Genomic DNA, 25809 nt, shown 5'->3' with positions numbered 1-25809 from the left:
TATACATGGAGTTTTTTAGTGCGCCCAGCATGGGTCCAGTCTATAGGGTGCAAGTCCCGAACTGTGAAGGCAGAAGTAGCAGTAGCTTAACGCAAGGGTGTCCGTGGTGACGCGGAATCTGAAGGAAGCGAGCGGCAAACCTCCGGTCTGAGGAACACGAACTTCATATAAGGCTAGGTATCATTGGATGAGTTTGCTAAACAAAACAAAGTCCTTTCTGCCGAAGGTGATACAGAGTAAATGGAGCAGATAGATGGAGGGAAAGACTGTACTCTTACCTGGGGAGGTCTGGCTGGAAAGCCGAGCACACTCGGTAAACTACTCTGAGAAGAGTAGCTGAGCAGTCAGAAGTCAGCAGAGGTCATAGTACTTGACTAGCTATAGATAGTTAAGGAAGGACTGAACATTTAGGAAGAATATACACTAGGCGTTCACTGGTTATGATGATACAGACAATCCATTAATGGACTTACTTGAAGGAGGACGTGGTGAATTCCACTGGGGACTTTAAGAGGGTGGAATAAGCAGTGGCACAATCAGAACGTATATTCACGAGAAAGGATTGTATCGGAATGATGGAACGACTACTGTCGCGGGAAAATCTACTTTCGGCATTAAAACGAGTCGAAAAGAATAAGGGTAGCCACGGTGTAGATGAAATGCCTGTAAAATCCCTACGAGCGCATCTTCTACAAAACTGGCAAGAAATCCGAAATTCAATAGAGACTGGAACTTATGAGCCTATGCCAGTCAGACGTGTCGAAATCCCGAAACCGAATGGCGGCATACGTTTATTAGGAATTCCTACCGTGACAGATCGTTTGATTCAACAAGCGATAGCCCAAATATTAACCCCAATCTATGACCCATCCTTTTCCGAAAATAGCTACGGGTTCAGACCTAGAAGAAGAGCACATGACGCTGTTAGGAAAGCAAGGACATATATAGAAGAGGGCTATAGATGGGTAATAGATATGGATTTAGAAAAGTTCTTCGACAAAGTAAATCACGATATGCTTATGGGACTCTTGGCGAAAAGAGTTAAAGATAAGACGCTTCTAAAGTTAATTAGAAAATACTTAGAATCGGGAATTATGATAAACGGAGTGGAGATTATCAGTGAAGAAGGAGTTCCTCAAGGTGGACCACTTAGTCCACTATTGTCCAATATTATGCTAGATGAACTCGACAAGGAACTAGAGAGAAGGGGACATAAATTTGTCCGTTACGCAGATGACTGTAATATCTACGTTAAAACCAAGAAAGCAGGTTTACGTGTTAAAAGCTCTATAACTGCCTTCATTGAGAAGAAACTCAAGCTAAAAGTGAATGAGGGGAAAAGTGCAGTAGAACGACCGTGGAAACGAAAGTTTCTTGGATTTAGCTTCACATCACACCGGAATCCTAAAATCCGTATCGCAAAAGAGAGTATAAAGAGAGCTAAAAATAAAATAAAAGAACTGACATCAAGGTCGAAATCCATCTCAATAGAATTACGCATTGAGAAATTAAATGAATACCTTGTAGGTTGGTGCGGATATTTTGCGTTGGCCGATACGCCAACTCCCTTTAAACAACTAGATGAAACAATTCGAAGAAGACTTCGGATGTGCCTGTGGAAACAATGGAAACTACCTAAAACCAAAGTAAAAAGGCTCATTTCTTTAGGAGTTCCAAAAGAAAAAGCCTTTGAATGGGGAAATTCACGTAAGAAATACTGGCGCATTTCTAATAGTCCTATTTTAAACACAACGCTTAATTTAGAATTTTGGCGAAAACATAAGCTGAAAAGTCTAGTAAATAGATACAATTACTTACGTCATACCTAAGTGAACCGCCGTATACCGAACGGTACGTACGGTGGTGTGAGAGGTCGGGGGTTAGTCACCCCCTCCTACTCGATTTGTGTCTTAAATAATATGGCATTAGCCTTAAATATCTTTTTTGAACATTAATCCTATATAATTACTTGTTTTTGAAATAAAGTATGATATATTGTTTAGCGGGAATAAGAATAATAGACGAAAATATGTGGAAATGATCCTAGTTTGGAGTGAGAATATATGCTTCATCAATTTTCAAGAAATGAATTGGCCATTGGTACTGAAGGCCTCGATATTATGAAAAATAGTACGGTTGCTGTCCTCGGGATTGGCGGAGTTGGCTCGTTTGCCGCTGAAGCCCTTGCCCGTTCTGGAGTGGGGAGACTAATCCTCGTGGATAAAGATGATGTTGATATTACAAACGTGAACCGTCAGCTTATTGCCTTGTTGTCAACTGTTGGCAGACCAAAGGTTGAACTGATGGAAGAGCGGATTCGCGATATCAATCCTGATTGTGAAGTTATTGCGTTAAAAATGTTTTATACTGAGGAAACCTATGAACAATTTTTCAGCCATGGTCTAGATTTTGTTGTAGATGCATCTGATACGATTTCCTATAAAATTCATTTAGCAAAGGAATGTCTAAAGCGCGGAATTCCGATTATTTCAAGCATGGGTGCAGCCAATAAAATGGATCCGACTCGCTTTCAAATTGCGGATATTTCGAAGACACATACCGATCCATTGGCAAAGGTGATTCGGACTCGCCTGCGGAAAGAAGGGATTCACAAAGGTGTAACCGTTGTGTTCTCCGATGAAAGCCCGATTGTAACCTTAGATGAGGTCAACAAAGTGGTAGGGAAACAAGATGCCCCTATCCGCAAAGCAAAGATGCCACCATCCTCCAATGCCTTCGTTCCGTCGGCATGCGGGTTAATTATGGCTAGCTATGTTGTGCGACAATTATTGAAAGATATTAAAATTCATCGTGTGAACGATTAGGAAATGGAGATCCAAATTTGGGTCTCTTTTTTCTCTTTAAGGCACCATGGAGCCGTTTGAGGATGGATTCAACGAAAAGTGGTCTTATGAAGAGTTTATGGAGCCCGTTTGAGGATGGATTCAACGAAAAATGGTCTTATGAAGAGTTCATGGAGCCCGTTTGAGGATGGATTCAAAGAAAAATGGTCTTATGAAGAGTTCATGGAGCCCGTTTGAGGGTGGATTCAACGAAAAATGGTCTTATGAAGAGTTCATGGAGCCCGTTTGAGGGTGGATTCAACGAAAAATGGTCTTATGAAGAGTTCATGGAGCCTGTTTGAGGGTGGATTCAACGAAAAGTGGTCTTATGAAAAGTTCATGGAGCCCATTTGAGGATGGATTCAACGAAAAGTGGTCTTATGAAAAGTTCATGGAGCCTGTTCGAGGGTGGATTCAAAGAAAAATGGTCTTATGGAGAGTTCATGGAGCCTGTTTGTAAGTGGATTCAACGAAAAATGGTCTTATGGAGAGTTCATGGAGCCCGTTTGTAAGTGGATTTAACGAAAAATGGTCTCATGAAGAATCCATGAAGACCATTTATAATAATACGTTACGAAATAGAAGGAGAAAAAATCCACCAGCACCTATTTCCTCATACCCATAATCTTTTCATACACCACAGCTAAGGCTTGTTCAAATTTCCCAGTCTTTTTCGGTTTAAAATACACTTTTCCTTTTAATTTATCAGGAAGATACTGCTGCTTTACCCAACCACCTTCATAATCGTGTGGATATTTATAGCCAATTCCGCGGCCGAGCTCTTTGGCGCTTTTATAATGAGCGTCTCGTAAATGATCGGGAACTTCCCCGCTTTTTCCTGCACGAATGTCGGCCAAGGCGGAGTCGATTGCCACAATGGCTGAATTGGATTTAGGTGATAAACAGAGTTCGATGACAGCGTTGGCTAACGGAATCCTTGCTTCAGGAAAACCGACTCGCTCGGCTGTTTCAATCGCTGCGAGCGTCCGTGCCCCAGCTTGTGGGTTAGCGAGACCAATATCCTCATAAGCGATGACAAGCATTCTCCTACTGATGCTAATCAAATCGCCCGCTTCAATCAACCTTCCTAAATAATGCAAAGCAGCGTTTACATCACTACCACGGATGGATTTTTGAAATCCGGAGAGGACATCATAATGAGCATCTCCATCTTTGTCGTGGGCGAGGCTCTTTTTCTGCATGCATTCTTCCGCTGTATTTAAGCCAATCACAACTTTCCCTTCTTCATTTGCTTCAGTAGACAATACTGCTAACTCAAGGGCATTTAATGAACTACGTACATCTCCGTTTGAAGCTGTAGCAAAATGTTCCATTGCTTCATCGCTTAACTCAACCTCGTATTCTCCTAAGCCTCTTTCCTTATCTGCGAGTGCCCGCTTCAAAGCAATCTGGATATCCTCAGGTTCAAGTGGCTTTAATTCAAAAATCTGACACCGGCTTCGAATTGCGGGATTAATTGCATGATAGGGATTGCTCGTGGTGGCACCTATTAAAGTGATCATTCCATTCTCTAAATAAGGCAATAAGAAATCTTGTTTCGCTTTGTCAAGACGGTGGACTTCATCAAGGAGCAAGATTACTTTTCCAGACATCTTTGCTTCAGCCGCAACAATCTCCATATCCTTTTTATTATTTGTTACTGCATTCAAGGTTCGAAACGCATATTGTGTACTTCCCGCAATGGCCGAGGCAATCGAGGTTTTTCCAATTCCAGGGGGCCCGTATAAAATCATCGAGCTTAGTTGCCGTGCCTTGACCATACGGTGAATCATTTTTCCTTCGCCAACAAGATGACTTTGACCGATAACCTCATCAATCGTCCGCGGCCTCATTCTGAATGCAAGTGGCTTAATGCTCATGAATCCTCACTCCATCAGTAAATCAAATATGATTTTACTGTACCATACCTTCCAGAGTAGGCAAATGTATATGGCTTCAAAGATATGTTATAATGGCTAATGCCGATATAAATACTTTGAAATGCTGGTGACAATATTGTTAAAAAAAAGAGGGCAAGTGTTCCCGAGAATCGTTATCTATTTAGTTGGACTTTTAGTGATGGCTCTTGGGGTCGTTTTTCTGCTTAAAAGTAATTTAGGAAGTCCCCCATGGGATGTCCTTCACGTAGGGTTATATTATAATTTTGGTTTAACAATAGGGTCATGGTCAATTCTAGCGGGGGTCGTCATCTTAACCCTCTCAGCCATTATTGCAAAAGAAATCCCGCAAATTGGTGCTTTTACAAATATGCTTTTGGTTGGGACATTTATTGATTTGTACTTTTTCCTTCCTTTTCTTGTTACTCCTAATCATTTGATTGGTAGAATCATTATGTTTGGTGTTGGATTATTGCTTTTAGGCTATGGAATGGGGCTCTATATCTCAGCACAGTTTGGGGCAGGACCACGTGATAGTTTGATGATAGCTGTTGCAGACCGAACTGGCTGGAGTATCCGTTCAGTTCGAAGTGTAATTGAGCTTGTGGCTCTTTTTGTGGGTTGGAGACTTGGGGGTCCAGTCTTCTGGGGAACGATTGTCTTTAGTATAAGCATCGGTCCTATTTCCGGATTTGCCTTGCCTCAATGTAAAAGGTTTACCGATTTTTGGCTCGGTAAATTAAAAGATAAAAACGAAAGCAAACATTTGGGAGAAGAAAAAACGAATAGGGGTGCTGTTTTATGAAAATATCAACAAAGGGACGCTACGGGATGACGATTATGATTGAGCTAGCTAAAAATCATGGCGAAGGTCCGGTTTCACTAAAATCAATTGCTCAGGCTCATGATTTATCGGAACACTATTTAGAGCAGCTTGTAGCGCCACTTCGTAATGCCGGTCTTGTGAGAAGTATTAGGGGAGCGTACGGTGGTTATGTGTTGACAGATGAGCCATCGAAAATTACGGCAGGAGATATCATTCGCGTGCTAGAAGGACCAATTGTTCTCGTCGAAGGAATTGAAAATGAAGCGCCTGCTCAAAGGGAGCTTTGGATAAGAATTAGAGATGCAATTAAGAGAGTGCTTGATCATACAACTATTGAGGATCTAGCGAATCATACAGAAGAAGACAATGGGATTTCAGATGCCTATATGTTTTATATATAATTAACAACTAGTTATCTGAGACTGTTTTCGTAAAGATTGTTGTTAAAATCCTAATGCCGATTTTAACGTGATAAAATTATTTTGTGCTATAAAATTATTTTGCAAGCTCTTTTCTCGCAATAAAATGTGTTTTAACAGTGAAACATAGCTCAATTATTTACATTTATTTTCAAAAGCAACAAAGGTGTGAGAAAAGAGCCTTAACTAAAGAAGGTGTCAATTTGGAAAGAATTTATTTGGATCATGCTGCGACTTCACCGATTCATCCGCTGGTTATTCGTAGAATGATGGAGGTCATGGAAAGTCAATTTGGTAATCCGTCTAGCATTCATTCCTTTGGGCGTGAGACGAGACAAATTTTAGACGAGACGAGAGAGGAACTGGCTGTAAGTATCAATGCTAAAGGCAATAATATTATTTTAACTAGTGGTGGCACAGAGGCAGATAATTTAGCTGTCATTGGTTATGCTGAAAAGAATCAACATCTTGGTAAGCATATAATTACGACACAGATTGAACATCACGCCATTCTCCATAGCTGCCAGGAACTAGAAAAACGAGGCTTTGAGGTTACGTATTTGCCTGTTAATGAAGACGGGTGTATTTCAATTGATGCCTTTCAAGCGGCATTAAGGGATGATACCATTCTTGTATCCATCATGTATGGGAACAATGAAGTTGGTACCATTCAGCCTATAAGGGAAATTGGTGAAGTTCTCATTGAGCATCAGGCGGTTTTTCACACAGATGCTGTTCAGGCTTATGGTGTTGAAAACCTCGATGTACAAGAATTAAAGGTTGATATGCTCTCTGTTTCTGCCCATAAAATTAACGGGCCAAAGGGTGTCGGTTTTCTTTATGTCCGCGACGGAATATCCCTATCACCAAGAGCTTTTGGGGGAGAGCAGGAAAGGAAACGCCGAGCTGGAACTGAAAATGTCCCTGCGATTGCAGGTTTTCGTGAGGCCGTAAAAATAGCCCTTGGCGAAATCGAGGAGAAGCAAAAGCTTTATAAGGATTTTAAAAATATTTTTATTGAAACGCTTAAAAAGAACAATATTTCCTTTGGCCTGAACGGTTTGCTTGATAAAAGCTTACCTCATGTCTTAAACTTAAGCTTTCCGGGAACGAATGTTGAGGCGATGCTTGTCAATCTTGACCTTGCCGGGGTCGCAGTCTCAAGCGGATCAGCCTGTACCGCTGGATCAATTGAGCCATCCCATGTGCTAGTGGCGATGTTTGGCAAGAATTCTGAGCGTTTAACCAACTCGGTTCGTTTCAGTTTCGGTTTGAATAACACGAAAGAGCAAGTTGAAAAAGCTGCCGAAGAAACAGCGAAAGTGGTCATGAGACTGAATCGGTAAAAAGGAACCGGAAAGAGAAATACAACAAGTGAGGTGAGTCATAATTATGGAAAAGTCACCTAAAGATACCAGAGTGGTTGTCGGCATGTCCGGAGGCGTGGATTCGTCTGTAGCGGCTTTGCTATTAAAACAACAAGGGTACGATGTCATTGGTATTTTCATGAAAAACTGGGACGACACCGATGAAAACGGCGTTTGTACCGCAACAGAAGATTACAATGATGTCATTCGTGTCTGTAACCAAATTGGAATTCCATATTATGCAGTAAATTTTGAAAAGCAATATTGGGATAAGGTATTTACCTATTTCCTTGATGAATATAAGGCAGGTCGTACGCCAAACCCTGATGTTATGTGCAATAAAGAAATTAAATTTAAAGCATTCCTTGAACATGCCTTAAACCTTGGAGCCGATTATTTGGCAACAGGGCATTATGCTCAGGTGGAGTATCGAGATGGGGAATACAAAATGCTACGGGGCCTTGATGAAAATAAGGACCAAACCTATTTCTTGAACCAGTTAACTCAGGATCAATTGAAGCGCGTAATGTTCCCTATTGGAAGTCTTGAGAAATCAAAAGTACGTGAAATCGCTAAAGAAGCGAACCTAGCAACGGCAACGAAAAAAGATAGCACCGGAATTTGCTTCATAGGAGAACGTGATTTCAAAGAGTTCTTGAGTAATTACCTTCCAGCACAGCCTGGTCGAATGGAAACCCTAGATGGCGAAGTAAAGGGTAAGCATGATGGGTTGATGTACTACACCATTGGTCAAAGACACGGTCTTGGAATTGGTGGATCAGGTGACCCTTGGTTTGTTGTTGGGAAAAATTTAAAGGAGAATATCCTTTATGTAGGTCAGGGCTTTGAAAATGAAAAATTGTACTCTGACTCGATTTCCGCTGTACAAGTAAGCTGGGTATCGGACAAGCCAATGCAGAAGGAATTCGAATGCACCGCTAAATTCCGCTATCGCCAAGCAGACAATCCAGTCACTGTTCAAATCCTTGAAGATGGAAATGTTACGGTTGTGTTCAAGGAGCCAATTAGAGCGGTCACACCAGGACAGGCAGTTGTGTTTTATAATGGTGATGAGTGTCTAGGTGGAGGTACGATTGACGAAGTGTTTAAAGGTGGCAGCAAACTGACTTATGTCGGCTGATGTCTTAGTCCCCGGCTCCTATACGGTAGCCGGGGATTTTCTAATTGGATTATAAATGATTATGATATACTTTTATCAATAGAGAATGGAGCGTGTAAGAATGGATAAAAATCAAGCTGGCATTGAGTATATGCAACAGGGAAAATGGGAGGAAGCTGCTCGGTCGTTCATGGAAGCGATTGAAGAAGAGCCAAATAACGCTGTTGCTCATATCAATTTTGGAAATGTATTAACAGCCGTTGGTGAAACGGAGAAAGCATTGAAGTTTTACAATCGCGCGATTGAGCTTGATTCTGAAGCAGTAGCGGCCTATTACAGTAAGGGAAACCTATTTTACGAAATGGAGCAATTTGAGGAAGCTAAGCAAAACTTTGAACTAGCAATGAAAAAGGGTCTAGAGTCTGGAGATAATTATTTCATGCTGGGGATGACACTAGTTCAACTCGAGCAAGGGCGACTTGCACTGCCTTTTCTTCAGCGAAGTACTGAACTTTTAGATCATGATGCTGAAGCCTTTTTCCAATATGGTTTATGTCTGGCGCAAGCAGAGTATATTGATGAAGCTATTACTCAATTAGAAAAAAGTGTCTCAATTGATCCAACCCATGCCGATGCTTTTTATAATCTAGGTGTAGCTTATGGTTTTAAGGAAGATGCAAACAAGGCGTTGGAAATGTTTGAAAAGGCGCTAGAAGTGCAGCCGGATCATTTGCTTGCTGGTCATGGTAAAAAGTTGATAGAGAAAGCATAGCAATTCTTAGATAGGAAGGGTTAGGGGGATAGCCGATGGACAACAAACAAGAGGGTTTTGATTTGTTTTCAGAACAAGGGAAATACATAAAAGGAAGACCTATCGTCACGATTTTTCATAATGAGCAAAACTTATATACTGTTATGCGGATTCGGGTTGATGAAACCAACGATGAGTATGATGATAATGAGGCTGTCGTTACAGGTTATTTCCCTAAAATCCACGAACAAGAAACCTATGTTTTCTATGGTGCGTTTACCGATCACCCTAAATTTGGTCTTCAGTTTCAAGTAACTCATTTCCAAAAGGATTTGCCGCAATCAAAACAAGGAATCATTGCTTATTTGTCGAGTGATATGTTCAAAGGGATTGGGAAGAAGATTGCGGAGAGGATTGTTGAATCGTTAGGAGAAAAAGCGATTTCAAGGATTATGGAAAACCCCTCAGTGCTTGATACTGTGCCAAAGCTTAGTTCTGAAAAGGCGAAATTGCTATATGATACTTTGATGGAGCACCAAGGCCTTGAACAAGTGATGGTCGGCTTGAATCAATATGGATTTGGTCCACAGCTATCAATGAAAATTTATCAAGCCTACCGTGAACAAGCGATTGAAGTAATCCAAGGAAATCCATTTAAGCTAGTCGAGGACATTGAAGGGATCGGGTTTGGCCGTGCAGATGAACTGGGGCGCCAGCTAGGGATTACCGGCAGTCATCCTGATCGAATAAAAGCGGCTTGCCTATATATTTTGGAATCTTCCAGTGTACAGGCAGGGCATGTTTATATGGAGGCAGAGGATTTACTACAACAAGTAAAAGGCATTCTTGAACAGAACGAGCCACAAAAAATTGAGTTTACCGAAATTTCGAATGGGCTTATTAAGCTCGGAGAAGAAGGAAAGGTGATGGTTGAAGACAAGCGAGTTTACCTACCTTCTCTTTACTTTTCAGAAAAAGGCTTAGTGACTAATATTGAGCGAATCCTCGATCAAAAAGATTATGAGGACCAGTTTCCTGAATCCGAATTTCTGCTTGCGCTTGGAGAGCTAGAAGAACGGACCGGAGTCCAATATGGACCGACGCAAAAGGAAGCAATTCAAACAGCATTAATGTCACCGATGATGATTTTAACTGGTGGTCCAGGTACAGGAAAAACGACGGTCATTAAAGGGATCGTTGAGCTTTATGCTGAACTTCACGGTTGTTCGCTCGAAATCAATGATTATAAACAAGACGAGCCTTTTCCATTTTTATTATGTGCTCCTACAGGCAGAGCAGCGAAACGGATGGCAGAATCGACAGGTCTTCCAGCAGTCACGATTCACCGCTTGCTACGCTGGAATGGAGCAGATGGTTTTGATCATGATGAGGACCGTCAATTGGAAGGGAAAATCTTAATTGTCGATGAAACTTCAATGGTTGATATATGGTTGGCTCATCAATTGTTTAAGGCTTTGCCAAATAACATCCAGGTCATTCTTGTAGGAGATGAAGACCAGCTCCCCTCAGTTGGTCCTGGACAAGTTCTCAAGGATTTTCTTGATTCTAAAAGAATCCCGACAGTGCGACTAACCGATATTTATCGCCAAGCGGAGGGGTCGTCGATTATCGAACTCGCCCATCAGATAAAAAAGGGAGCATTGCCACAAGATTTAGCGTCCCCACAGCCTGATCGATCCTTTCTTCGCTGTGGCCCTGGACAAATTTCTCAGGTTGTCGAGAAGGTAGTTTTAAATGCAAAGAAAAAAGGCTATACAGCAAAAGATATTCAAGTACTGGCCCCGATGTATCGAGGTCCAGCGGGGATTGACCGCTTAAATCTGCTTATGCAGGAGATTTTCAACCCGAATCCCGATGGCAGTCGCAAAGAAATTGCTTATGGCGATGTAAAATATCGAGTAGGAGATAAGGTGCTGCAACTCGTTAACCAGCCAGAGGCTAATGTTTTTAACGGCGATATGGGGGAAATTGTTGCGATTTTTTATGCGAAGGAAAATACAGAAAAACAGGATCAAATTATTGTCTCTTATGAGGGCAACGAAGTTACCTATGTAAAACAGGATCTCTCGCAAATTACCCATGCGTATTGTTGTTCTGTCCATAAATCGCAAGGTAGTGAATTTCCAATCGTTATTTTACCAGTTGTGAAAAGCTATTATCGTATGCTTAGAAGAAATCTTCTTTATACAGCAATTACCAGAAGTCAGCAGTTTCTAATTCTTTGTGGCGAAGAGGATGCCTTCCGACTTGGGATTGATCGAGCGGATGATACGAAGCGGAATACCACTCTTGCTTTCAAGCTTTCGGAAACTCTTCCAGAAGTAGGAGATGGAAACAAACCATCAGTTTCTGAAGGAACAGATAAGAGCCTAAGGGCTGTGCAGACCTTAAAAGAACATGAGGAAGACGCGGAAGACCAAAAAGATCCTGTCGCATTGCTAATGTCAGCCGACCCGATGATTGGGATGGAAAACCTTACCCCTTATGATTTCATGGAGAATGGCGGAAACTAGAAATGTTCGGAAAGGTGGGCTCGCTTTGCGGACATTTTCATTATTAAAGGGTCTTCCTGTCATAGAGGTGAAAAGTGGGACAAAAATAGGGGAAGTCTCTGATTTGAGTGTAACAGGGAATGGAAGCGTAAAAGGGTTGATCGTTAAACGAGGCAACCTATTTAAGAAGACATTTCTACTGAGAGTTGAGAATGTCCATTCCTACGGAGGGGACGGGGTTATGATAGAGGACGCACATGTTCTCGAGCAGGACCAAACTCCCCCCGAGTTTACCTTTGAACATCACGAGCGCCTAAGCGGGAGAATGATGCTCTCACAGGACGGGGACGAACTAGGGCTTCTGCAGGACGTATATTTTCTGGAAGAAGTGGGCACGATTGTAGGGTACGAATTAACGGATGGCTTTTTTTCAGATATTACAGATGGAAAGCGTGTGATCAAAGCCGTAGACCCCCCTGCAATAGGAAAAGATGCCATCGTTGTTAACGTAGATAATTTAGTTAACGAGGTGAGCATTGATGTTGACGTGCCCCAACTGCCAGAGTAAAGATATCGGAAAAATTGGAATCAATCAATACTATTGCTGGAGTTGCTTTATTGAATTAACCCTGTCCAAAGGCATTATTCATACCCATCAGGTGGAAGAAGACGGATCCTTGAGCTCCCTTGACGATCTATTTGACGAGGAAGAGCGCATGTTTGGTATTTGACACTCACGGCCACGCGAAATAAACGTAAGAGGTGAAGCGACGATGAATAGAATGTTAACCTCAGTATTAGTAGTAGGTGCCGGAATGGCTGCAATGAATTATATGCAGAAAAACGACATGATGGATCGACGTCAAATGAAACGACTTCAAAAGAAGATTACAAAAGCGATTTTCTAAGACTTGATCCCCTGTTTTTATACAGGGGATTTTTTGAATGACCGTGTCATACATTAACAGCCAAGTATAACGAACAAAAGCTTCAAAAATTCTTTGCAAGAACTAACACTTTTCTAGTCCTATGCATAATCTCTCCTCTACATCTGAAAAATAGGTGTAGGGTGGTGATCTATTGTGGATATACCAATGAAGTGGTTTTACCGTCTAGGCTTTCTTTTACTTTTGTTCATTGTTGTCTATATCTTTTTTAAATTACAGATGGTATGGGCTCCATTCCTTGATATATTCATTACATTGTTGATTCCTTTTGCAGTAGGCGCCTTTATCACTTATCTTCTCCATCCAGTGATTGAAAATCTCCATAGTCGAGGATTACATAGAGGTTTGGCTGTGTTTATTATTTATACGTTGTTTTTTGGTGGCGTGGGCTTTGCGATTTACCGTGGAATCCCCACCTTTGTTAACCAGTTACATGACCTTGGTGAAAATGCTCCTGTTTTTGCTGCCTATTATCAGGAGTGGGTGGATGGAATCCAGAATGAAACGTCCCGTTGGCCACCTGCGGTAAAAGAACGAATCGATAATAGTATTCTTGCCGTTGAAGCCTATTTAGAAGGAATTTTGACTGTTATCTTGGACATTCTAAAGGGTTTTCTTAATTCAGTTGTGACACTTGCAATTATCCCTTTTATTGCATTCTATATGCTAAAAGACTTTACCCTAATGAAACGAGCAGCATGGTACATGACTCCTTCCCGTTGGCGGGATCAAGGTAAATTATTTCTACGTGATGTAGATAAATCCTTGGGTAGCTATATTCGTGGTCAATTATTAGTTTGTCTTGTCATTGGGGTTTTGTCGACATTGTTATTTTTCTTTGCTGGTATGCCCTACTCGCTTTTGTTAGGAATCATTGTTGGGATTACAAATGTTATCCCTTATTTTGGTCCGATTATTGGAGCAGTACCGGCTGTCATTATCGCTGCTACAATCTCAATGAAAATGGTTATTATCTGTTTAATTATCGTGTTTTCCTTACAATTTCTCGAAGGAAATATACTCTCACCGATTATAGTAGGCAAAAGCCTCCATATGCATCCTCTTGTCATTATGTTTGCTCTTATTGGTGGCGGAGAAGTCGGTGGTATTATCGGGTTGGTTCTTGCCGTTCCAGTGTTAGTTGTTTTAAAAACAGCTATTGTACATGCGAAGGAACATGTTATTCGAATGAAAAGACAACCTTTGCGGTGAGATGTTATTTGACAAAAGGAATATTGCTTTTATATAATTTTGGCTATAGATTGAAAATGTAGAAAATGTTGAAAGATCGAGTATGTTGCAGCCCACTGTCAAAGAGAGGGATTCCCTTGGCTGAAAGGAATTCACTGTGAAGAGCAACAGAAGGCTAATCTGGAGTGCAGCTAAACACTGCCGTAATGCCGCGTTAAGGCAATTTGAGAGATGAATGTGTATTTTTACGTTCATAATCAGGGTGGTACCGCGAGTTAGCTCTCGTCCCTGTCCAGGGATGGGGGCTTTTTTGTTTGCCTTCAAACCTAAAACTATATTTTTAAATACATGAAGGAGGATATATATGAAACAGCTTACTGGCTCAGAAGTTCGGAAATTGTTTTTAGATTTTTTTAAAGAAAAAGGTCATGCCGTGGAGCCAAGTGCACCACTTGTTCCCCATGATGACCCAACATTATTATGGATCAACAGCGGGGTAGCGACCTTAAAGAAATATTTTGATGGTCGTGTCATCCCTGAAAATCCACGGATTACTAATGCGCAAAAGTCCATCCGTACCAATGATATTGAAAACGTTGGAAAGACTGCGCGCCATCACACATTCTTTGAAATGCTTGGAAACTTCTCCATCGGTGATTATTTTAAGGTAGAAGCAATCGAGTGGGCATGGGAGTTTTTAACAGATGAAAAATGGATTGGCTTTGAAAAAGACAAGCTTTCCGTAACCATCCACCCAGAAGATGAAGAAGCATATGACATTTGGAGGAAAAAAATTGGGATTCCGGCAGAACGTATTATTCGTCTTGAAGGGAACTTCTGGGATATCGGGGAAGGCCCAAGTGGACCAAATACAGAAATATTTTATGATCGCGGACCAGAATATGGGGATAACCCAGAGGATCCTGAGCTTTATCCTGGTGGAGAAAACGATCGCTATCTAGAAGTTTGGAACTTGGTGTTTTCTGAGTTTAATCATAATCCGGACGGTACATATACTCCACTTCCAAAGAAAAACATTGATACCGGTATGGGGCTTGAACGGATGGCTTCAGTCATCCAAGGTGTACCAACAAACTTTGATACCGACCTCTTCATGCCAATCATAAAGGCTACTGAGGAAATCTCTGGTGAAAAATATCGCGTTACAAATGATAAAGATACTGCATTTAAGGTCATTGCTGACCATATTCGTACCGTTGCTTTTGCTGTTGGAGATGGTGCTTTACCTTCTAACGAAGGCCGAGGATATGTCCTTCGTCGATTACTCCGTCGTGCAGTACGATATGCAAAGAAGTTAAATATTAACCGTCCATTTATGTTTGAACTTGTTCCGGTTGTTGGCGAAATCATGCAAGATTTTTACCCACAAGTAAAAGAGAAAGAGGAATTTATTGCAAAGGTCATCAAGAATGAGGAAGACCGTTTCCATGAAACGCTTCATGAAGGGCTTGCTATCTTGTCTGAGCTAATTAAGAACGAGAAAGCAAAAGGAAGTGATACTGTACAAGGTGCTGACATCTTCCGTTTGTATGACACGTATGGATTCCCTGTGGAATTAACAGAAGAATATGCAGCAGATGAAGGAATGAAGGTCGACCATCAAGGATTTGAGAAAGAGATGGAGCTTCAGCGTGAGCGTGCCCGTTCTGCACGTCAAGATGTCGGTTCGATGCAGGTACAAGGTGGTATTCTTGGTGAGATTACTGCACCTAGTAAATTTGTCGGATATGACACCCTTGAAACAAAAGCGAGTGTTGTCGCAATTATTAAGGATGGTCAGTTAGCACAACAAGCAACTGCTGGGGAAGAATTCCATTTTATTCTTGATGAAACACCTTTCTATGCTGAAAGTGGTGGACAAATTGCAGACAAAGGGACGATTGAAGCGGAAGGCTTAAGGATTGCTGTAAAGGATGTCCAAAAAGCGCCAAATGGACAGAATCTGCACCATGCTGTGGTTGAGACCGGTACTTTTACACAAGACTCTAGTATTATCGCTAAGGTCGATGCTAACAACCGCACACAAATTATCAAGAATCACACAGCTACTCACCTTTTGCATCAAGCATTAAAGGATGTTCTCGGAACACATGTCAATCAAGCTGGATCACTAGTAGAGCCTGACCGTCTACGCTTTGACTTCTCACACTTTGGGCAGATTACCGAAGAAGAACTAGAAAAGATTGAAGCAATTGTGAATGAAAAAATCTGGCAAAGTATTGCGGTTAATACTGATTTCAAGCCAATTGCTGAGGCAAAAGCGATGGGGGCCATGGCTCTCTTTGGAGAAAAATACGGAGACATTGTCCGGGTTGTTCAAGTAGGGGACTATAGTCTAGAGCTTTGTGGAGGCTGTCATGTACCAAATACTTCCGTAATTGGTTTGTTTAAAATCGCCTCTGAGAGTGGGATTGGTGCAGGTACTAGAAGGATTGAAGCCGTCACAGGTGAAGCGGCTTATAAAGCTTTAAATGACCAACTTGCGATCCTTAAGAGTGCTGCTTTAAAGTTGAAGACATCACCAAAGGATGTACCTTCTAGAATTGACACGATTTTAGCTGAAGCTAAACACTTGCAGCGTGAAAATGAATCGTTGGCAGCGAAATTGGGTAATATTGAAGCAGGAAGCCTTGCATCGAAGGTTAAGGAAATCAATGGAGTCCCTGTAATTGCTGCGAGGGTTCAAGCGGCAGATATGAATAGCCTAAGAAATATGGCAGATGATTTGAAGCAAAAGCTAGGTTCTGCGGTAATCTTGCTTGGTAGTGCAGACAATGGTAAGGTGAATTTGATAGCAGGCGTGACCAAAGATTTAATTGAAAAAGGATTCCATGCTGGCAAATTGGTGAAAGAAGCAGCTAGCGTTTGTGGCGGTGGCGGCGGTGGCCGTCCGGATATGGCCCAAGCGGGCGGTAAGGATCCAGCAAAACTCGACAATGCTTTGCAAATTGTTGAAGATTGGGTGAAATCAATTTGATATAAAGGTCAAGTAGTGTAGAATGGTAGGTAACAAGCTATTATTTTTACCTTTAACGAAAAAAGTGAGGTGCATTCGATGAGTTCTTTCGATAAAACGATGAAATTTAATTTCCCTGAAGAGCCGTTTGAGCATGATGTAAATGACGTGCTTTTCGAGGTGTACGAAGCACTTCAGGAAAAAGGGTACAACCCGATTAACCAAATCGTTGGCTATCTCTTATCTGGTGATCCGGCTTATATTCCTCGCCATCGTGATGCCCGGAATATCATCAGAAAGCTAGAACGTGACGAAATCATTGAAGAGCTAGTAAAGTCTTATTTAAAACGTTCTCGAGAGGGACAATAAATGCGCATAATGGGATTGGATGTCGGAACCAAGACAGTCGGGATTGCCTTGAGTGATGAACTTGGTTGGACGGCACAAGGTCTTGAAACGCTTAAAATCAATGAAGATAAAAATGAGTTTGGTTTTGAACGATTAGGCAACCTGATAAAAGAGTATAATGTAGACAAAGTGGTTGTCGGGCTTCCTAAAAATATGAATGGAACAATTGGACCGCGTGGTGAGGCATGTCAGAAATATGCAACAGAAATTGAGAATCTATTCGGTGTTCCTACCATTCTTTGGGACGAGCGTCTAACAACAATGGCTGCAGAACGAGTTTTACTTGAAGCAGATGTAAGTAGGAAGAAACGAAAGCAAGTGATCGACAAGATGGCTGCAGTGATGATCCTGCAAGGCTATCTTAATAGTTCAATGAGGTGATAAAATGGATCATGGTGAAAACAATATTACAGTAGTAGATGAAAACGGAAATGAACAGCTTTGTGAAGTGCTGTTTACCTTTGACTCAGAAGAATTTGGAAAGTCGTATGTTTTATATTACCCAATTGGTGCAGAAGAAGACGATGAAGAAGAAATTGAAATTCATGCTTCTTCCTTCACACCTACAGAGGATGGACAAGATGGAGAGTTAATGCCAATCGAATCCGACGAAGAGTGGGATATGATCGAAGAAATGCTCGAAACCTTCCTTGCAGAGCAAGACGAAGAATAAAAACAGAACATTTTATTTATGATAGAAAAAACCAGGATGAAGAAATCCTGGTTTTTTCTTGTTGATTTTAAAGAATTTTGCCGAAAAAAGAGTTTTCTTGTGGTTTTTTGCGACTTGATAGGCGAAATATAGTATAATAATCCGAGATATTACATTAGCTAAGAAGTCACCCAGGGGGGAAACGATGACTAAGGAAAAAAAGAACAACCAAAGTCTGGACAAAAGCGAAAGAAAAAAGATGATAAATGAAAAATTAGCAGAACAACTTAGTGAGGCTAAGGTCGTGCGTAGGATTGTCTTTGTTTTAACGATTGTATTGGTCCTCTTGTTTGCCGGCCTAGCTGGCGGAGGCTATTTTTATATTAAAAATGCTTTATTGCCTGTTGATGAAACAAGCAAAGAAGAAGTCAAAGTTGAGATTCCGATTGGCTCTACTGCAACAGGGATTGGTCAGATTCTTGAGGACAATGGAATTATCCGTGATGCGAATGTCTTTAAGTATTATGTAAAATTTAAAAATGAATCTGGCTTTATGGCTGGTGAATATAATCTAAAACCATCAATGACCTTAGCGGAGGTTATTGAAGCAATTAAAACAGGAAGTGTCATGCAGGAAGTTGTCTTTCAAATTACCATTCCAGAAGGAAAACAACTAACGCAAATTGCGCAAATTATTGCTGAAAAAACCAATCGGGAGCAAGAAAAAGTTCTAGAGGAACTGAATGATCAAGAGTTTTTAGCGACTTTAATGGAAAAATATCCAGATATTTTAACTGAAAAGATAGTAGATGAACAAGTGAAGTATCCACTTGAGGGCTATTTATTCCCTGCAACCTATCCTTTTTATGAAGAGAATCCTTCGCTAGAAGAGATTGTTACAGCTATGCTTGATAAAACACGTTCTGTCATTTTGGAGTATGTTCCACAAGCAGAAGAAAAAGGACTTAGCGTTCATGAATTGTTGACATTATCTTCGTTAATTGAAGAAGAGGCAACCGAGAGCGTCGATCGAGCGCAAATTTCTAGTGTATTCTATAATCGAATTGAAACGGGAATGAAGCTACAAACAGACCCGACTGTTCTCTATGCACACGGGGAACATAAGGATAGAGTGTATTATAAGGACTTAGAGATTGATTCACCATATAACACGTACCAAATCTATGGTTTACCACCAGGACCAATTGCGAATTCAGGGACAATGTCGATTGAAGCTGCTTTAAATCCTGCTGATATTGATTCATTGTACTTTCTTGCTACTCCTTCGGGAGATGTTCTTTTCTCTGATACGCTCGACGAGCATAATCGTAAAAAAGCGGAGCATATTACAAACCAATAATTAACAATGTACGGGGGAATGCAAGGGATTAGCATTTCTCCGTTCTTTATGTTAAAATAGTTCAAGTGTTTTTCATAGGCGTAGTAATAGCGTATTTTACAGTGTGTGGAGGATGAACTAGACGGCACGGGTTTGCCATTGTTTTCTTCTTCTAGCTGTTAACGCTATTTTTTCATGTTTAGACAGAGAATAAAGGAAGAGTGCTCTATGAATAGAGGTGATTTGCAGCGTGATAAATGAACAGCTGCAGGAATATATTGATTTGCTTATTCCCGCTCGTTCGGGTGTTTTGGCTGAGATGGAAGAGTATGCAAAAGAGCATCAAGTTCCCATCATGGAAGCCGCTGGAATTGAAGCAATGCTACAAATTTTAAAAATTCAAAAAGCAGAAACCATCCTAGAGGTTGGCACCGCAATCGGTTATTCTGCGCTAAGAATGGCTTATGCGCTCCCAAATGCAAAAATTGTCACAATTGAACGAGATGAAGAACGTCTGGCGAAAGCAATGGTTTATATTGAGAAGGCCGGAAAAGGGTCACAGATTTCAATCATTTTCGGTGATGCACTTGAGACTGAGAAGCAAGCTAGTCAGCACGGGCCATATGATGCCATCTTTATTGATGCAGCCAAAGGCCAATATAAACGCTTTTTTGAAATGTACTCAGCTTTTCTAAAGCCTGGTGGAATTGTAGTCACGGATAATGTTCTTTTTAAAGGGCTTGTAGCCACACAGGACTCGCCCAATAAACGAATCCGTAATCTTGTAAAAAAAATCGATGACTTTAATAAATGGCTCATGAGCAATCCGGATTATGACACAGTCATTCTCCCTGTGGGCGATGGTGTAGCAATTAGTGTGAAGAGGTGAAATAGGGTGAAGAAACCAGAATTATTAGTAACACCAACAAAGGTTGAAGATATCCTTCCTTTAATTGAAGCTGGTGCGGATGCTTTTATAATTGGAGAACAAAAATTCGGTCTCCGTTTAGCTGGTGAGTTTAATGCTGATGATGTGAAAAAGACCATTGAACTAGCGCATTCAAAAGGGAAAAAAGTTTATGTTGCGATGAATGCAATTTTCCACAATGAAAAAATTGAACTATTGAATGATTATATTGCGTTTTTAAAAGAAGTGAATGCGGATGGGATTGTCTTTGGAGACCCGGCTGTCCTTATGGCTGCCCGAGAAACAGCTCCGGATATGAAGCTTCACTGGAATACAGAGACAACAGCTACAAACTGGTATACCTGCAATTACTGGGGAAGAAAGGGTGCCAAGCGTGCTGTGCTTGCACGTGAACTCAGCATGGACGCAATCGTGGAAATCAAAGAGAACGCTGAAGTGGAAATTGAAGTACAGGTTCATGGAATGACTTGTATGTTTCAATCAAAACGTTCGCTTCTTGGGAATTATTTTGAATACCAAGGCAAGGCTCTGGAAATTGAAAACAGAAAAGAACAACGAAATATGTTCCTTCATGACGAAGAGCGTAGTAATAAATACCCAATCTTTGAAGATGAAAACGGAACACATATTATGAGCCCTAATGATATTTGTATTATTGATGAGCTTCAGGAAATGATTGAGGCCGGGGTGGATTCCTTTAAAATTGATGGGATTTTGAAAGACATCGATTATTTAGTTGCTGTTACAGCACTATACCGAAAAACAATTGACCTTGCAGTCGAAGATCCAGACCAGTATGACGATGTGAAGGACGATTTGCTCGCGGAAGCGGAAGAACTTCAACCTGAAAACCGTCCATTAGATACAGGGTTTTTCTTTAAAGAAACAGTCTATTAAGAAAAGCGGAAGTGCCCTGTTCAGCGGTGTATGGCCTGGAGCGCTCCAACTGAGATAAAGGAAAATGAAAAGCGGAAGCGGCTTGTTCAATTCCGGGGTGGCTTATGACCTGAGGAGTTAGCCGCTGCAGCTAGACAACACGAAGAGCCGGAGGCGATTCGATGTTGACGCAATCGTAGGGCGGTAAAAATCCAAAAGCCGATTTTTACTTGGAGAGCGAAGGACACTAGCCGCTAGGGCGCTGGAGCTGGACAATTCTCTAAGTTAAAACTTTATATTTTCTTATTTTATAAAAAGCACCGTGCCTTGAAGCATGGTTAAAGGAGGAAACGCGATGACAGCAGTGAAAGAGAGTATTTCACAAATTGTGAACGGTAAGCGTGTCATTGTTAAAAAGCCGGAACTATTAGCTCCAGCCGGTAATCTTGAAAAATTAAAAATCGCAGTCCGCTATGGTGCGGATGCTGTTTTTATTGGCGGACAAGAATATGGACTTCGTTCAAATGCAGATAACTTTACGTTTGAAGAAATGAAAGAAGGCGTAGAGTTCGCAAAACAATACGGAGCCAAAATTTATGTTACAACCAATATCTTTGCTCATAACGAAAACATTGATGGCTTAGATGACTACCTACTAGGTTTAAAAGAAGCAGGAGTGCATGGGATTATTGTTGCTGACCCGCTTATTATTGAAACTTGTCGTAGAGTAGCCCCTGAAATTGAGGTCCATCTAAGTACACAGCAATCTCTATCAAACTGGAAAGCGGTAAAGTTTTGGAAGGAAGAAGGACTTGAAAGGGTCGTTCTAGCTCGAGAAACAAGCGCCGAGGAAATCCAGGAAATGAAAGAAAAAGTTGATATCGAAATCGAAACCTTTGTTCACGGTGCCATGTGTATTGCCTATTCAGGACGCTGTACGTTAAGTAACCACATGACAGCTCGTGATTCAAACCGCGGAGGTTGCTGTCAATCTTGCCGTTGGGATTATGACCTATACCAGCTTGACGGTGCATCAGAAACACCGTTAACCGGTGAAGAAGATGCTCCATTTGCAATGAGCCCGAAAGACCTAAAATTAATTGAATCGATCCCACGCATGATTGAAATTGGTATTGATAGCCTTAAGGTTGAAGGCCGAATGAAATCGATTCATTATATTGCAACGGTTGTTAGTGTATATCGGAAGGTAATTGACGCATATTGTGCCGACCCAGATAATTTTAAAATTAAACAGGAATGGTTAGAAGAATTAGATAAGTGTGCGAACCGCGAAACGGCAACAGCCTTCTTCGAGGGAGTTCCTGGGTATAAAGAGCAAATGTTTGGAAACCATAGCAAAAAGACAACCTTTGATTTTGTCGGAATGGTTCTCGACTATGATGCAGAAACGAATATTGTTACTTTGCAGCAAAGAAACTATTTCAAGCCTGGAGATGAAGTGGAGTTCTTCGGTCCTGAGATTGAAAACTTTAATTATGTGATTGAAAAAATTTGGGACGAAGATGGAAATGAGCTTGATGCGGCCCGCCACCCACTTCAGATTGTCAAGTTTAAGATGGACAAGCCTGTCTACCCTTACAACATGATGCGAAAGGAGAACTAAATAATGACACGCAAGCCTGTTGTAATTGGGGTTGCCGGAGGTTCAGGCTCTGGAAAAACTAGTGTAACGAAGTCAATTTATGAGACCTTCAAAGGGCATTCGATTTTGATGCTTGAACAAGATTATTATTACAAAGATCAGAGTCATCTTCCCCTAGAAGAACGATTGAAAACAAATTATGATCATCCACTAGCCTTTGATAACGACTTACTAATTGAACATTTACATGCACTGCTTCAATATGAACCAGTGGAGAAGCCTGTTTATGATTATACAATGCATACGCGCTCATCGGAGACGATTCACGTTGAACCAAAGGATGTCATTATACTTGAAGGCATTCTTATTCTTGAGGATGAGCGCCTTCGGGACTTAATGGATATCAAGTTGTTTGTCGATACAGATGCAGATTTACGAATTGTCCGCAGATTGCTCCGTGATATCAAAGAGCGTGGGCGGTCAATGGATTCTGTTATTGAGCAGTATGTGAATGTAGTTCGGCCGATGCATAACCAATTCATAGAGCCAACAAAGCGATATGCGGATATCATTATCCCAGAGGGTGGGCATAACTACGTTGCAATTGATTTAATGGTAACAAAAATCCAAACAATTCTTGAACAAAAATCGTTTTTGTGACACAATAGCAGATAAAAGATTATATAATGTAAAGTGCGCGCCCTTATTTTAAGGACGCGCTACTGTATATTTAAAAAAGACCCTACATACTATATTAAAATTAATTGGGGAATTTGCGAAAGATTAGAAGGAGTGAAGGATTATGGCAGCAGAGAAAGTTTTTCCGATGACATTAGCCGGAAAGCAAAAATTAGAACAAGAATTAGAACAATTGAAAACGGTTAAACGTAAAGAAGTGGTTGAAAGAATAAAGATTGCTCGCAGTTTTGGAGACCTTTCCGAAAACTCAGAGTATGATTCCGCAAAGGAAGAACAAGCCTTTGTTGAAGGACGAATCACGACGATTGAGAATATGATTCGTAACGCTAAAATTATTAAAGAAGATGAGACAAGCGTTGATGAAGTGAACCTTGGAAGTACTGTTACTTTTATCGAATTGCCTGATGGGGAAGAAGAATCTTATTCCATTGTCGGTAGTGCAGAAGCGGATCCTTTCGAAGGAAAAATCTCAAATGATTCTCCTATTGCCAAAAGCCTGCTTGGGAAAAAAGTTGGGGACGAAGTAACTGTCCAAACTCCTGGTGGCGAAATGGCTGTAAAGATTACTTCTATCAAGTAATAATCGAATAGAACCTGTTTGAAAAACCCTAACCTCGTCAACACTTTTGACGAGGTGTTTTTTTATGCAAAGGCGAAGGTTAAGGGTATGGTTAGTCATATGTATGGTTGGTATCATGGTCCTTGTGGCGAGATTGGCACAAATTCAGCTTATTTCAACAGAGTCATTTTCAAAGTATGGCATTAATTTGCTTGAAGGAAGTGTAAGCCAGAGGACTCAGGAAATGGTCATTGACAACGGGAGAGGAAATTTTCTTGACCGTTCAGGAAAGCCTTTAATCTATGAAAGAATTCCTGTTTTAATTCTTTTTCCTTTCTTAAACTATTTAGAATGGCCAGTAGAGGAAGTGGCTTCAGCAATTGGGGTTTCAGAACGAGAGATCCTTGAAAGCATAGAGGGTGCTGATGGTCCAATAGCATTTGGCAATCCTGAGCCTTATCTTCTGTCAGAACGCGAAATGACGGCCATTAACGAACTGAAGATTCCTGGTGTGTTTGCGGTAGAAAGAAAATATCCGCTATCAAATACACAAGCCGAACAGTTAATTGGAATTACCGGTGAAAATTCTAAGCTTCTAGAGGAGCGGTATGGTGAGAAAGAATTTTCTGCACGAACTCTAGTAGGACTCTCTGGACTCGAGGAAAGTTTTGATGAATTTTTAGTTGGGGAAGGAAAATCAAAGCTTGTATATCATGTGGACGGTATCGGTTCACCTTTATTTGGTATTAACGTGAAGTATTCAGAACCGGCCAATCCCTTTTATCCAATTAATATAAAAACAACCATTGATAAAGACCTCCAAGAGAGGGCAGAAAATCTAGTTGATAAGCACCAGATAGAGAATGGTGGCTTGGTTTTACTTGATATTGAATCCAATAACATCCTTGCAATGGTATCGAGGCCGCATCTTAATCGAAAGAATCCATTTGGGGATTTGGGCGTGGAGAATCAGATGCTTAAACAACATATCCCAGGTTCAGTTTTTAAAACGGTCGTAGCAGCCGCTGCCATTGATCATGGTCTAACGCTCCCGTCAAGAACGTTCAATTGCAATGAAAATATTTATGGGAAAGAGGATCCGAACTTTCAACATGGGGAGTTGAATTTTACCCAAAGCTTTGCGAAGAGCTGTAACCGGACCTTTGCGGATTTAGCTAAGGAGTTAAAAGCAAAGGACGCTAAAATCATTGAAGACTATGCTGCAAAACTTTCCTTAACCGGAAGCGTGGGCTGGACAGGTACCGTTTTTCATACAGAGAAATTTCGACAGTTGCCAGATGAGGACTTTGGACGAGTTTTTAAGAATGAGGAAGCTAGGGATGATAATAATTATGTGGCTCTTTCCGCCATCGGGCAGCATGAAGTGAGAGTGACTCCACTTGCGATAGCCAATATGATGGCTACGATTGCCCGCGGTGGGGGTAAACAAATGGTAAGGGCCGTAGAATCTGTGGAATATCAAAATGGATCAAAGGTGTTTGGGTTTGATGAGAACAAATTACCTGGAGATTCTATTTCTCCCTTTACCGCGCAAAAATTGCAAAAATTGCTTCGAGAGGTAGTCGTCGATGAAGAAGGAACTGGGCGGTGGTTTAAGGAATTACCTTACTCTGTGGCAGGTAAATCTGGAACAGCAGAAACAGGAATTATGAAGGATGAAAAGCAAAACCATAACAAATGGTTCGCAGGATATTTTCCATATGAAAATCCCAAATATGCACTCGTCACTGTTAATCTAGGCGTACACTCAGACGAAGGGGGGATTAACCCTCTATTTGCAGATATGGTAAAAGAAGTCTATACCTTCGACCAAGAGAACTAACTATTTGGTGACAATCGTTCTCCGTCCTGAAGGAGAGATGATAAAAATCC

Annotated in this window: 25 protein-coding genes and 1 other annotated feature; of the genes, 24 read left to right on the top strand and 1 reads right to left on the bottom strand. The window is 41.1% G+C overall.

What is annotated here, in order from left to right:
- Nucleotides 1–572 precede the first annotated feature (572 nt).
- From ltrA to LG336_RS20785, 3 genes are all read left to right on the top strand, one after another.
- Nucleotides 573–1829, top strand: coding sequence for a group II intron reverse transcriptase/maturase (ltrA, locus tag LG336_RS20795; protein WP_404333086.1), 1257 nt, complete (start codon nt 573–575; stop codon nt 1827–1829).
- A gap of 234 nt (nt 1830–2063) precedes the next feature.
- On the top strand, nt 2064–2825 hold the full coding sequence (locus tag LG336_RS20790) for a ThiF family adenylyltransferase (RefSeq protein WP_404329381.1): 762 nt from the start codon (nt 2064–2066) through the stop codon (nt 2823–2825).
- 374 nt (nt 2826–3199) lie between these two features.
- On the top strand, nt 3200–3355 hold the full coding sequence (locus tag LG336_RS20785; RefSeq protein ID WP_404329380.1) for a hypothetical protein: 156 nt from the start codon (nt 3200–3202) through the stop codon (nt 3353–3355).
- 93 nt (nt 3356–3448) lie between these two features.
- Here the strand turns inward: LG336_RS20785 and LG336_RS20780 are convergent, their stop codons facing one another.
- The gene (locus LG336_RS20780; protein WP_404329379.1) at nt 3449–4723 is read right to left on the bottom strand and encodes a replication-associated recombination protein A; all 1275 of its coding nucleotides are present in this window, start codon (nt 4721–4723) and stop codon (nt 3449–3451) included.
- A gap of 127 nt (nt 4724–4850) precedes the next feature.
- Between LG336_RS20780 and LG336_RS20775 the strand changes: the two genes are divergently transcribed.
- From LG336_RS20775 to LG336_RS20675, 21 genes are all read left to right on the top strand, one after another.
- Nucleotides 4851–5546 (top strand): YitT family protein, encoded by a 696-nt coding sequence (locus LG336_RS20775; RefSeq protein ID WP_404333245.1) that lies wholly within the window; start codon nt 4851–4853, stop codon nt 5544–5546.
- Nucleotides 5543–5968 (top strand): cysteine metabolism transcriptional regulator CymR, encoded by a 426-nt coding sequence (gene cymR / locus LG336_RS20770; protein WP_404329378.1) that lies wholly within the window; start codon nt 5543–5545, stop codon nt 5966–5968. Before LG336_RS20775 ends, cymR begins: the two co-directional genes overlap by 4 nt.
- A gap of 221 nt (nt 5969–6189) precedes the next feature.
- Nucleotides 6190–7332 (top strand): cysteine desulfurase family protein, encoded by a 1143-nt coding sequence (locus LG336_RS20765; RefSeq protein ID WP_404329377.1) that lies wholly within the window; start codon nt 6190–6192, stop codon nt 7330–7332.
- 46 nt (nt 7333–7378) lie between these two features.
- A complete protein-coding gene (mnmA, locus tag LG336_RS20760) occupies nt 7379–8494 on the top strand; it encodes a tRNA 2-thiouridine(34) synthase MnmA (RefSeq protein WP_404329376.1) in 1116 nt (371 codons plus the stop codon).
- A gap of 100 nt (nt 8495–8594) precedes the next feature.
- Complete coding sequence (locus LG336_RS20755; RefSeq protein ID WP_404329375.1) at nt 8595–9245, top strand: tetratricopeptide repeat protein; 651 nt, start codon at nt 8595–8597, stop codon at nt 9243–9245.
- A gap of 35 nt (nt 9246–9280) precedes the next feature.
- Nucleotides 9281–11758, top strand: coding sequence for an ATP-dependent RecD-like DNA helicase (locus tag LG336_RS20750; protein WP_404329374.1), 2478 nt, complete (start codon nt 9281–9283; stop codon nt 11756–11758).
- Nucleotides 11759–11783: 25 nt separating this feature from the next.
- Nucleotides 11784–12305 (top strand): PRC-barrel domain-containing protein, encoded by a 522-nt coding sequence (locus tag LG336_RS20745; protein WP_404329373.1) that lies wholly within the window; start codon nt 11784–11786, stop codon nt 12303–12305.
- Complete coding sequence (locus LG336_RS20740; protein WP_221872033.1) at nt 12277–12468, top strand: hypothetical protein; 192 nt, start codon at nt 12277–12279, stop codon at nt 12466–12468. Before LG336_RS20745 ends, LG336_RS20740 begins: the two co-directional genes overlap by 29 nt.
- Nucleotides 12469–12510: 42 nt before the next feature.
- On the top strand, nt 12511–12645 hold the full coding sequence (locus LG336_RS20735) for a YrzQ family protein (RefSeq protein WP_404329372.1): 135 nt from the start codon (nt 12511–12513) through the stop codon (nt 12643–12645).
- 174 nt (nt 12646–12819) lie between these two features.
- Complete coding sequence (locus LG336_RS20730; protein ID WP_404329371.1) at nt 12820–13896, top strand: AI-2E family transporter; 1077 nt, start codon at nt 12820–12822, stop codon at nt 13894–13896.
- Nucleotides 13897–13955: 59 nt separating this feature from the next.
- Nucleotides 13956–14168: a binding site (T-box leader), on the top strand.
- A gap of 71 nt (nt 14169–14239) precedes the next feature.
- On the top strand, nt 14240–16873 hold the full coding sequence (gene alaS / locus LG336_RS20725) for an alanine--tRNA ligase (protein WP_404329370.1): 2634 nt from the start codon (nt 14240–14242) through the stop codon (nt 16871–16873).
- 78 nt (nt 16874–16951) lie between these two features.
- Complete coding sequence (locus LG336_RS20720; RefSeq protein ID WP_090741157.1) at nt 16952–17221, top strand: IreB family regulatory phosphoprotein; 270 nt, start codon at nt 16952–16954, stop codon at nt 17219–17221.
- Entirely contained in the window at nt 17222–17641 is a 420-nt protein-coding gene (gene ruvX, locus LG336_RS20715; protein WP_404329369.1) for a Holliday junction resolvase RuvX, read from the top strand.
- A gap of 4 nt (nt 17642–17645) precedes the next feature.
- Nucleotides 17646–17933 (top strand): DUF1292 domain-containing protein, encoded by a 288-nt coding sequence (locus LG336_RS20710; protein ID WP_221872042.1) that lies wholly within the window; start codon nt 17646–17648, stop codon nt 17931–17933.
- Between the two features lie 184 nt (nt 17934–18117).
- The gene (gene mltG / locus LG336_RS20705; RefSeq protein ID WP_404329368.1) at nt 18118–19272 is read left to right on the top strand and encodes an endolytic transglycosylase MltG; all 1155 of its coding nucleotides are present in this window, start codon (nt 18118–18120) and stop codon (nt 19270–19272) included.
- A gap of 229 nt (nt 19273–19501) precedes the next feature.
- Complete coding sequence (locus tag LG336_RS20700) at nt 19502–20140, top strand: O-methyltransferase (RefSeq protein WP_404329367.1); 639 nt, start codon at nt 19502–19504, stop codon at nt 20138–20140.
- 6 nt (nt 20141–20146) lie between these two features.
- Nucleotides 20147–21076: a peptidase U32 family protein gene (locus LG336_RS20695; RefSeq protein WP_404329366.1), complete on the top strand. Its 930-nt coding sequence runs from the start codon at nt 20147–20149 to the stop codon at nt 21074–21076.
- 334 nt (nt 21077–21410) lie between these two features.
- On the top strand, nt 21411–22679 hold the full coding sequence (locus LG336_RS20690; RefSeq protein ID WP_404329365.1) for a U32 family peptidase: 1269 nt from the start codon (nt 21411–21413) through the stop codon (nt 22677–22679).
- A gap of 3 nt (nt 22680–22682) precedes the next feature.
- Nucleotides 22683–23318, top strand: a complete 636-nt coding sequence (udk, locus tag LG336_RS20685; protein WP_404329364.1) for a uridine kinase — start codon at nt 22683–22685, stop codon at nt 23316–23318.
- 142 nt (nt 23319–23460) lie between these two features.
- Nucleotides 23461–23937, top strand: coding sequence for a transcription elongation factor GreA (gene greA / locus LG336_RS20680; protein WP_404329363.1), 477 nt, complete (start codon nt 23461–23463; stop codon nt 23935–23937).
- Nucleotides 23938–24001: 64 nt separating this feature from the next.
- On the top strand, nt 24002–25759 hold the full coding sequence (locus tag LG336_RS20675; protein ID WP_404329362.1) for a peptidoglycan D,D-transpeptidase FtsI family protein: 1758 nt from the start codon (nt 24002–24004) through the stop codon (nt 25757–25759).
- Nucleotides 25760–25809 lie beyond the last annotated feature (50 nt).

Source organism: Mesobacillus maritimus (assembly GCF_044803185.1).
GTDB lineage: Bacteria > Bacillota > Bacilli > Bacillales > Cytobacillaceae > Mesobacillus_B > Mesobacillus_B maritimus_B.
Note: the sequence above shows the minus strand (reverse complement) of the source record. Positions and strands in the feature narration are given on the sequence as shown.

What these genes read in the sequence shown, in the direction of transcription:
- ltrA (WP_404333086.1), top strand. Translation starts at nt 573, where the DNA reads ATGATGGAACGACTACTGTCGCGGGAAAATCTACTTTCGGCATTAAAA.
- mnmA (WP_404329376.1), top strand. Translation starts at nt 7,379, where the DNA reads ATGGAAAAGTCACCTAAAGATACCAGAGTGGTTGTCGGCATGTCCGGA.
- cymR (WP_404329378.1), top strand. Translation starts at nt 5,543, where the DNA reads ATGAAAATATCAACAAAGGGACGCTACGGGATGACGATTATGATTGAG.
- greA (WP_404329363.1), top strand. Translation starts at nt 23,461, where the DNA reads ATGGCAGCAGAGAAAGTTTTTCCGATGACATTAGCCGGAAAGCAAAAA.
- LG336_RS20690 (WP_404329365.1), top strand. Translation starts at nt 21,411, where the DNA reads ATGACAGCAGTGAAAGAGAGTATTTCACAAATTGTGAACGGTAAGCGT.
- LG336_RS20675 (WP_404329362.1), top strand. Translation starts at nt 24,002, where the DNA reads ATGCAAAGGCGAAGGTTAAGGGTATGGTTAGTCATATGTATGGTTGGT.
- LG336_RS20780 (WP_404329379.1), bottom strand. Translation starts at nt 4,723, where the DNA reads ATGAGCATTAAGCCACTTGCATTCAGAATGAGGCCGCGGACGATTGAT.
- LG336_RS20790 (WP_404329381.1), top strand. Translation starts at nt 2,064, where the DNA reads ATGCTTCATCAATTTTCAAGAAATGAATTGGCCATTGGTACTGAAGGC.
- LG336_RS20785 (WP_404329380.1), top strand. Translation starts at nt 3,200, where the DNA reads ATGGATTCAACGAAAAGTGGTCTTATGAAAAGTTCATGGAGCCTGTTC.
- LG336_RS20740 (WP_221872033.1), top strand. Translation starts at nt 12,277, where the DNA reads ATGTTGACGTGCCCCAACTGCCAGAGTAAAGATATCGGAAAAATTGGA.
- udk (WP_404329364.1), top strand. Translation starts at nt 22,683, where the DNA reads ATGACACGCAAGCCTGTTGTAATTGGGGTTGCCGGAGGTTCAGGCTCT.
- LG336_RS20710 (WP_221872042.1), top strand. Translation starts at nt 17,646, where the DNA reads ATGGATCATGGTGAAAACAATATTACAGTAGTAGATGAAAACGGAAAT.
- LG336_RS20735 (WP_404329372.1), top strand. Translation starts at nt 12,511, where the DNA reads ATGAATAGAATGTTAACCTCAGTATTAGTAGTAGGTGCCGGAATGGCT.
- LG336_RS20750 (WP_404329374.1), top strand. Translation starts at nt 9,281, where the DNA reads ATGGACAACAAACAAGAGGGTTTTGATTTGTTTTCAGAACAAGGGAAA.
- LG336_RS20720 (WP_090741157.1), top strand. Translation starts at nt 16,952, where the DNA reads ATGAGTTCTTTCGATAAAACGATGAAATTTAATTTCCCTGAAGAGCCG.
- mltG (WP_404329368.1), top strand. Translation starts at nt 18,118, where the DNA reads ATGACTAAGGAAAAAAAGAACAACCAAAGTCTGGACAAAAGCGAAAGA.
- LG336_RS20755 (WP_404329375.1), top strand. Translation starts at nt 8,595, where the DNA reads ATGGATAAAAATCAAGCTGGCATTGAGTATATGCAACAGGGAAAATGG.
- ruvX (WP_404329369.1), top strand. Translation starts at nt 17,222, where the DNA reads ATGCGCATAATGGGATTGGATGTCGGAACCAAGACAGTCGGGATTGCC.
- alaS (WP_404329370.1), top strand. Translation starts at nt 14,240, where the DNA reads ATGAAACAGCTTACTGGCTCAGAAGTTCGGAAATTGTTTTTAGATTTT.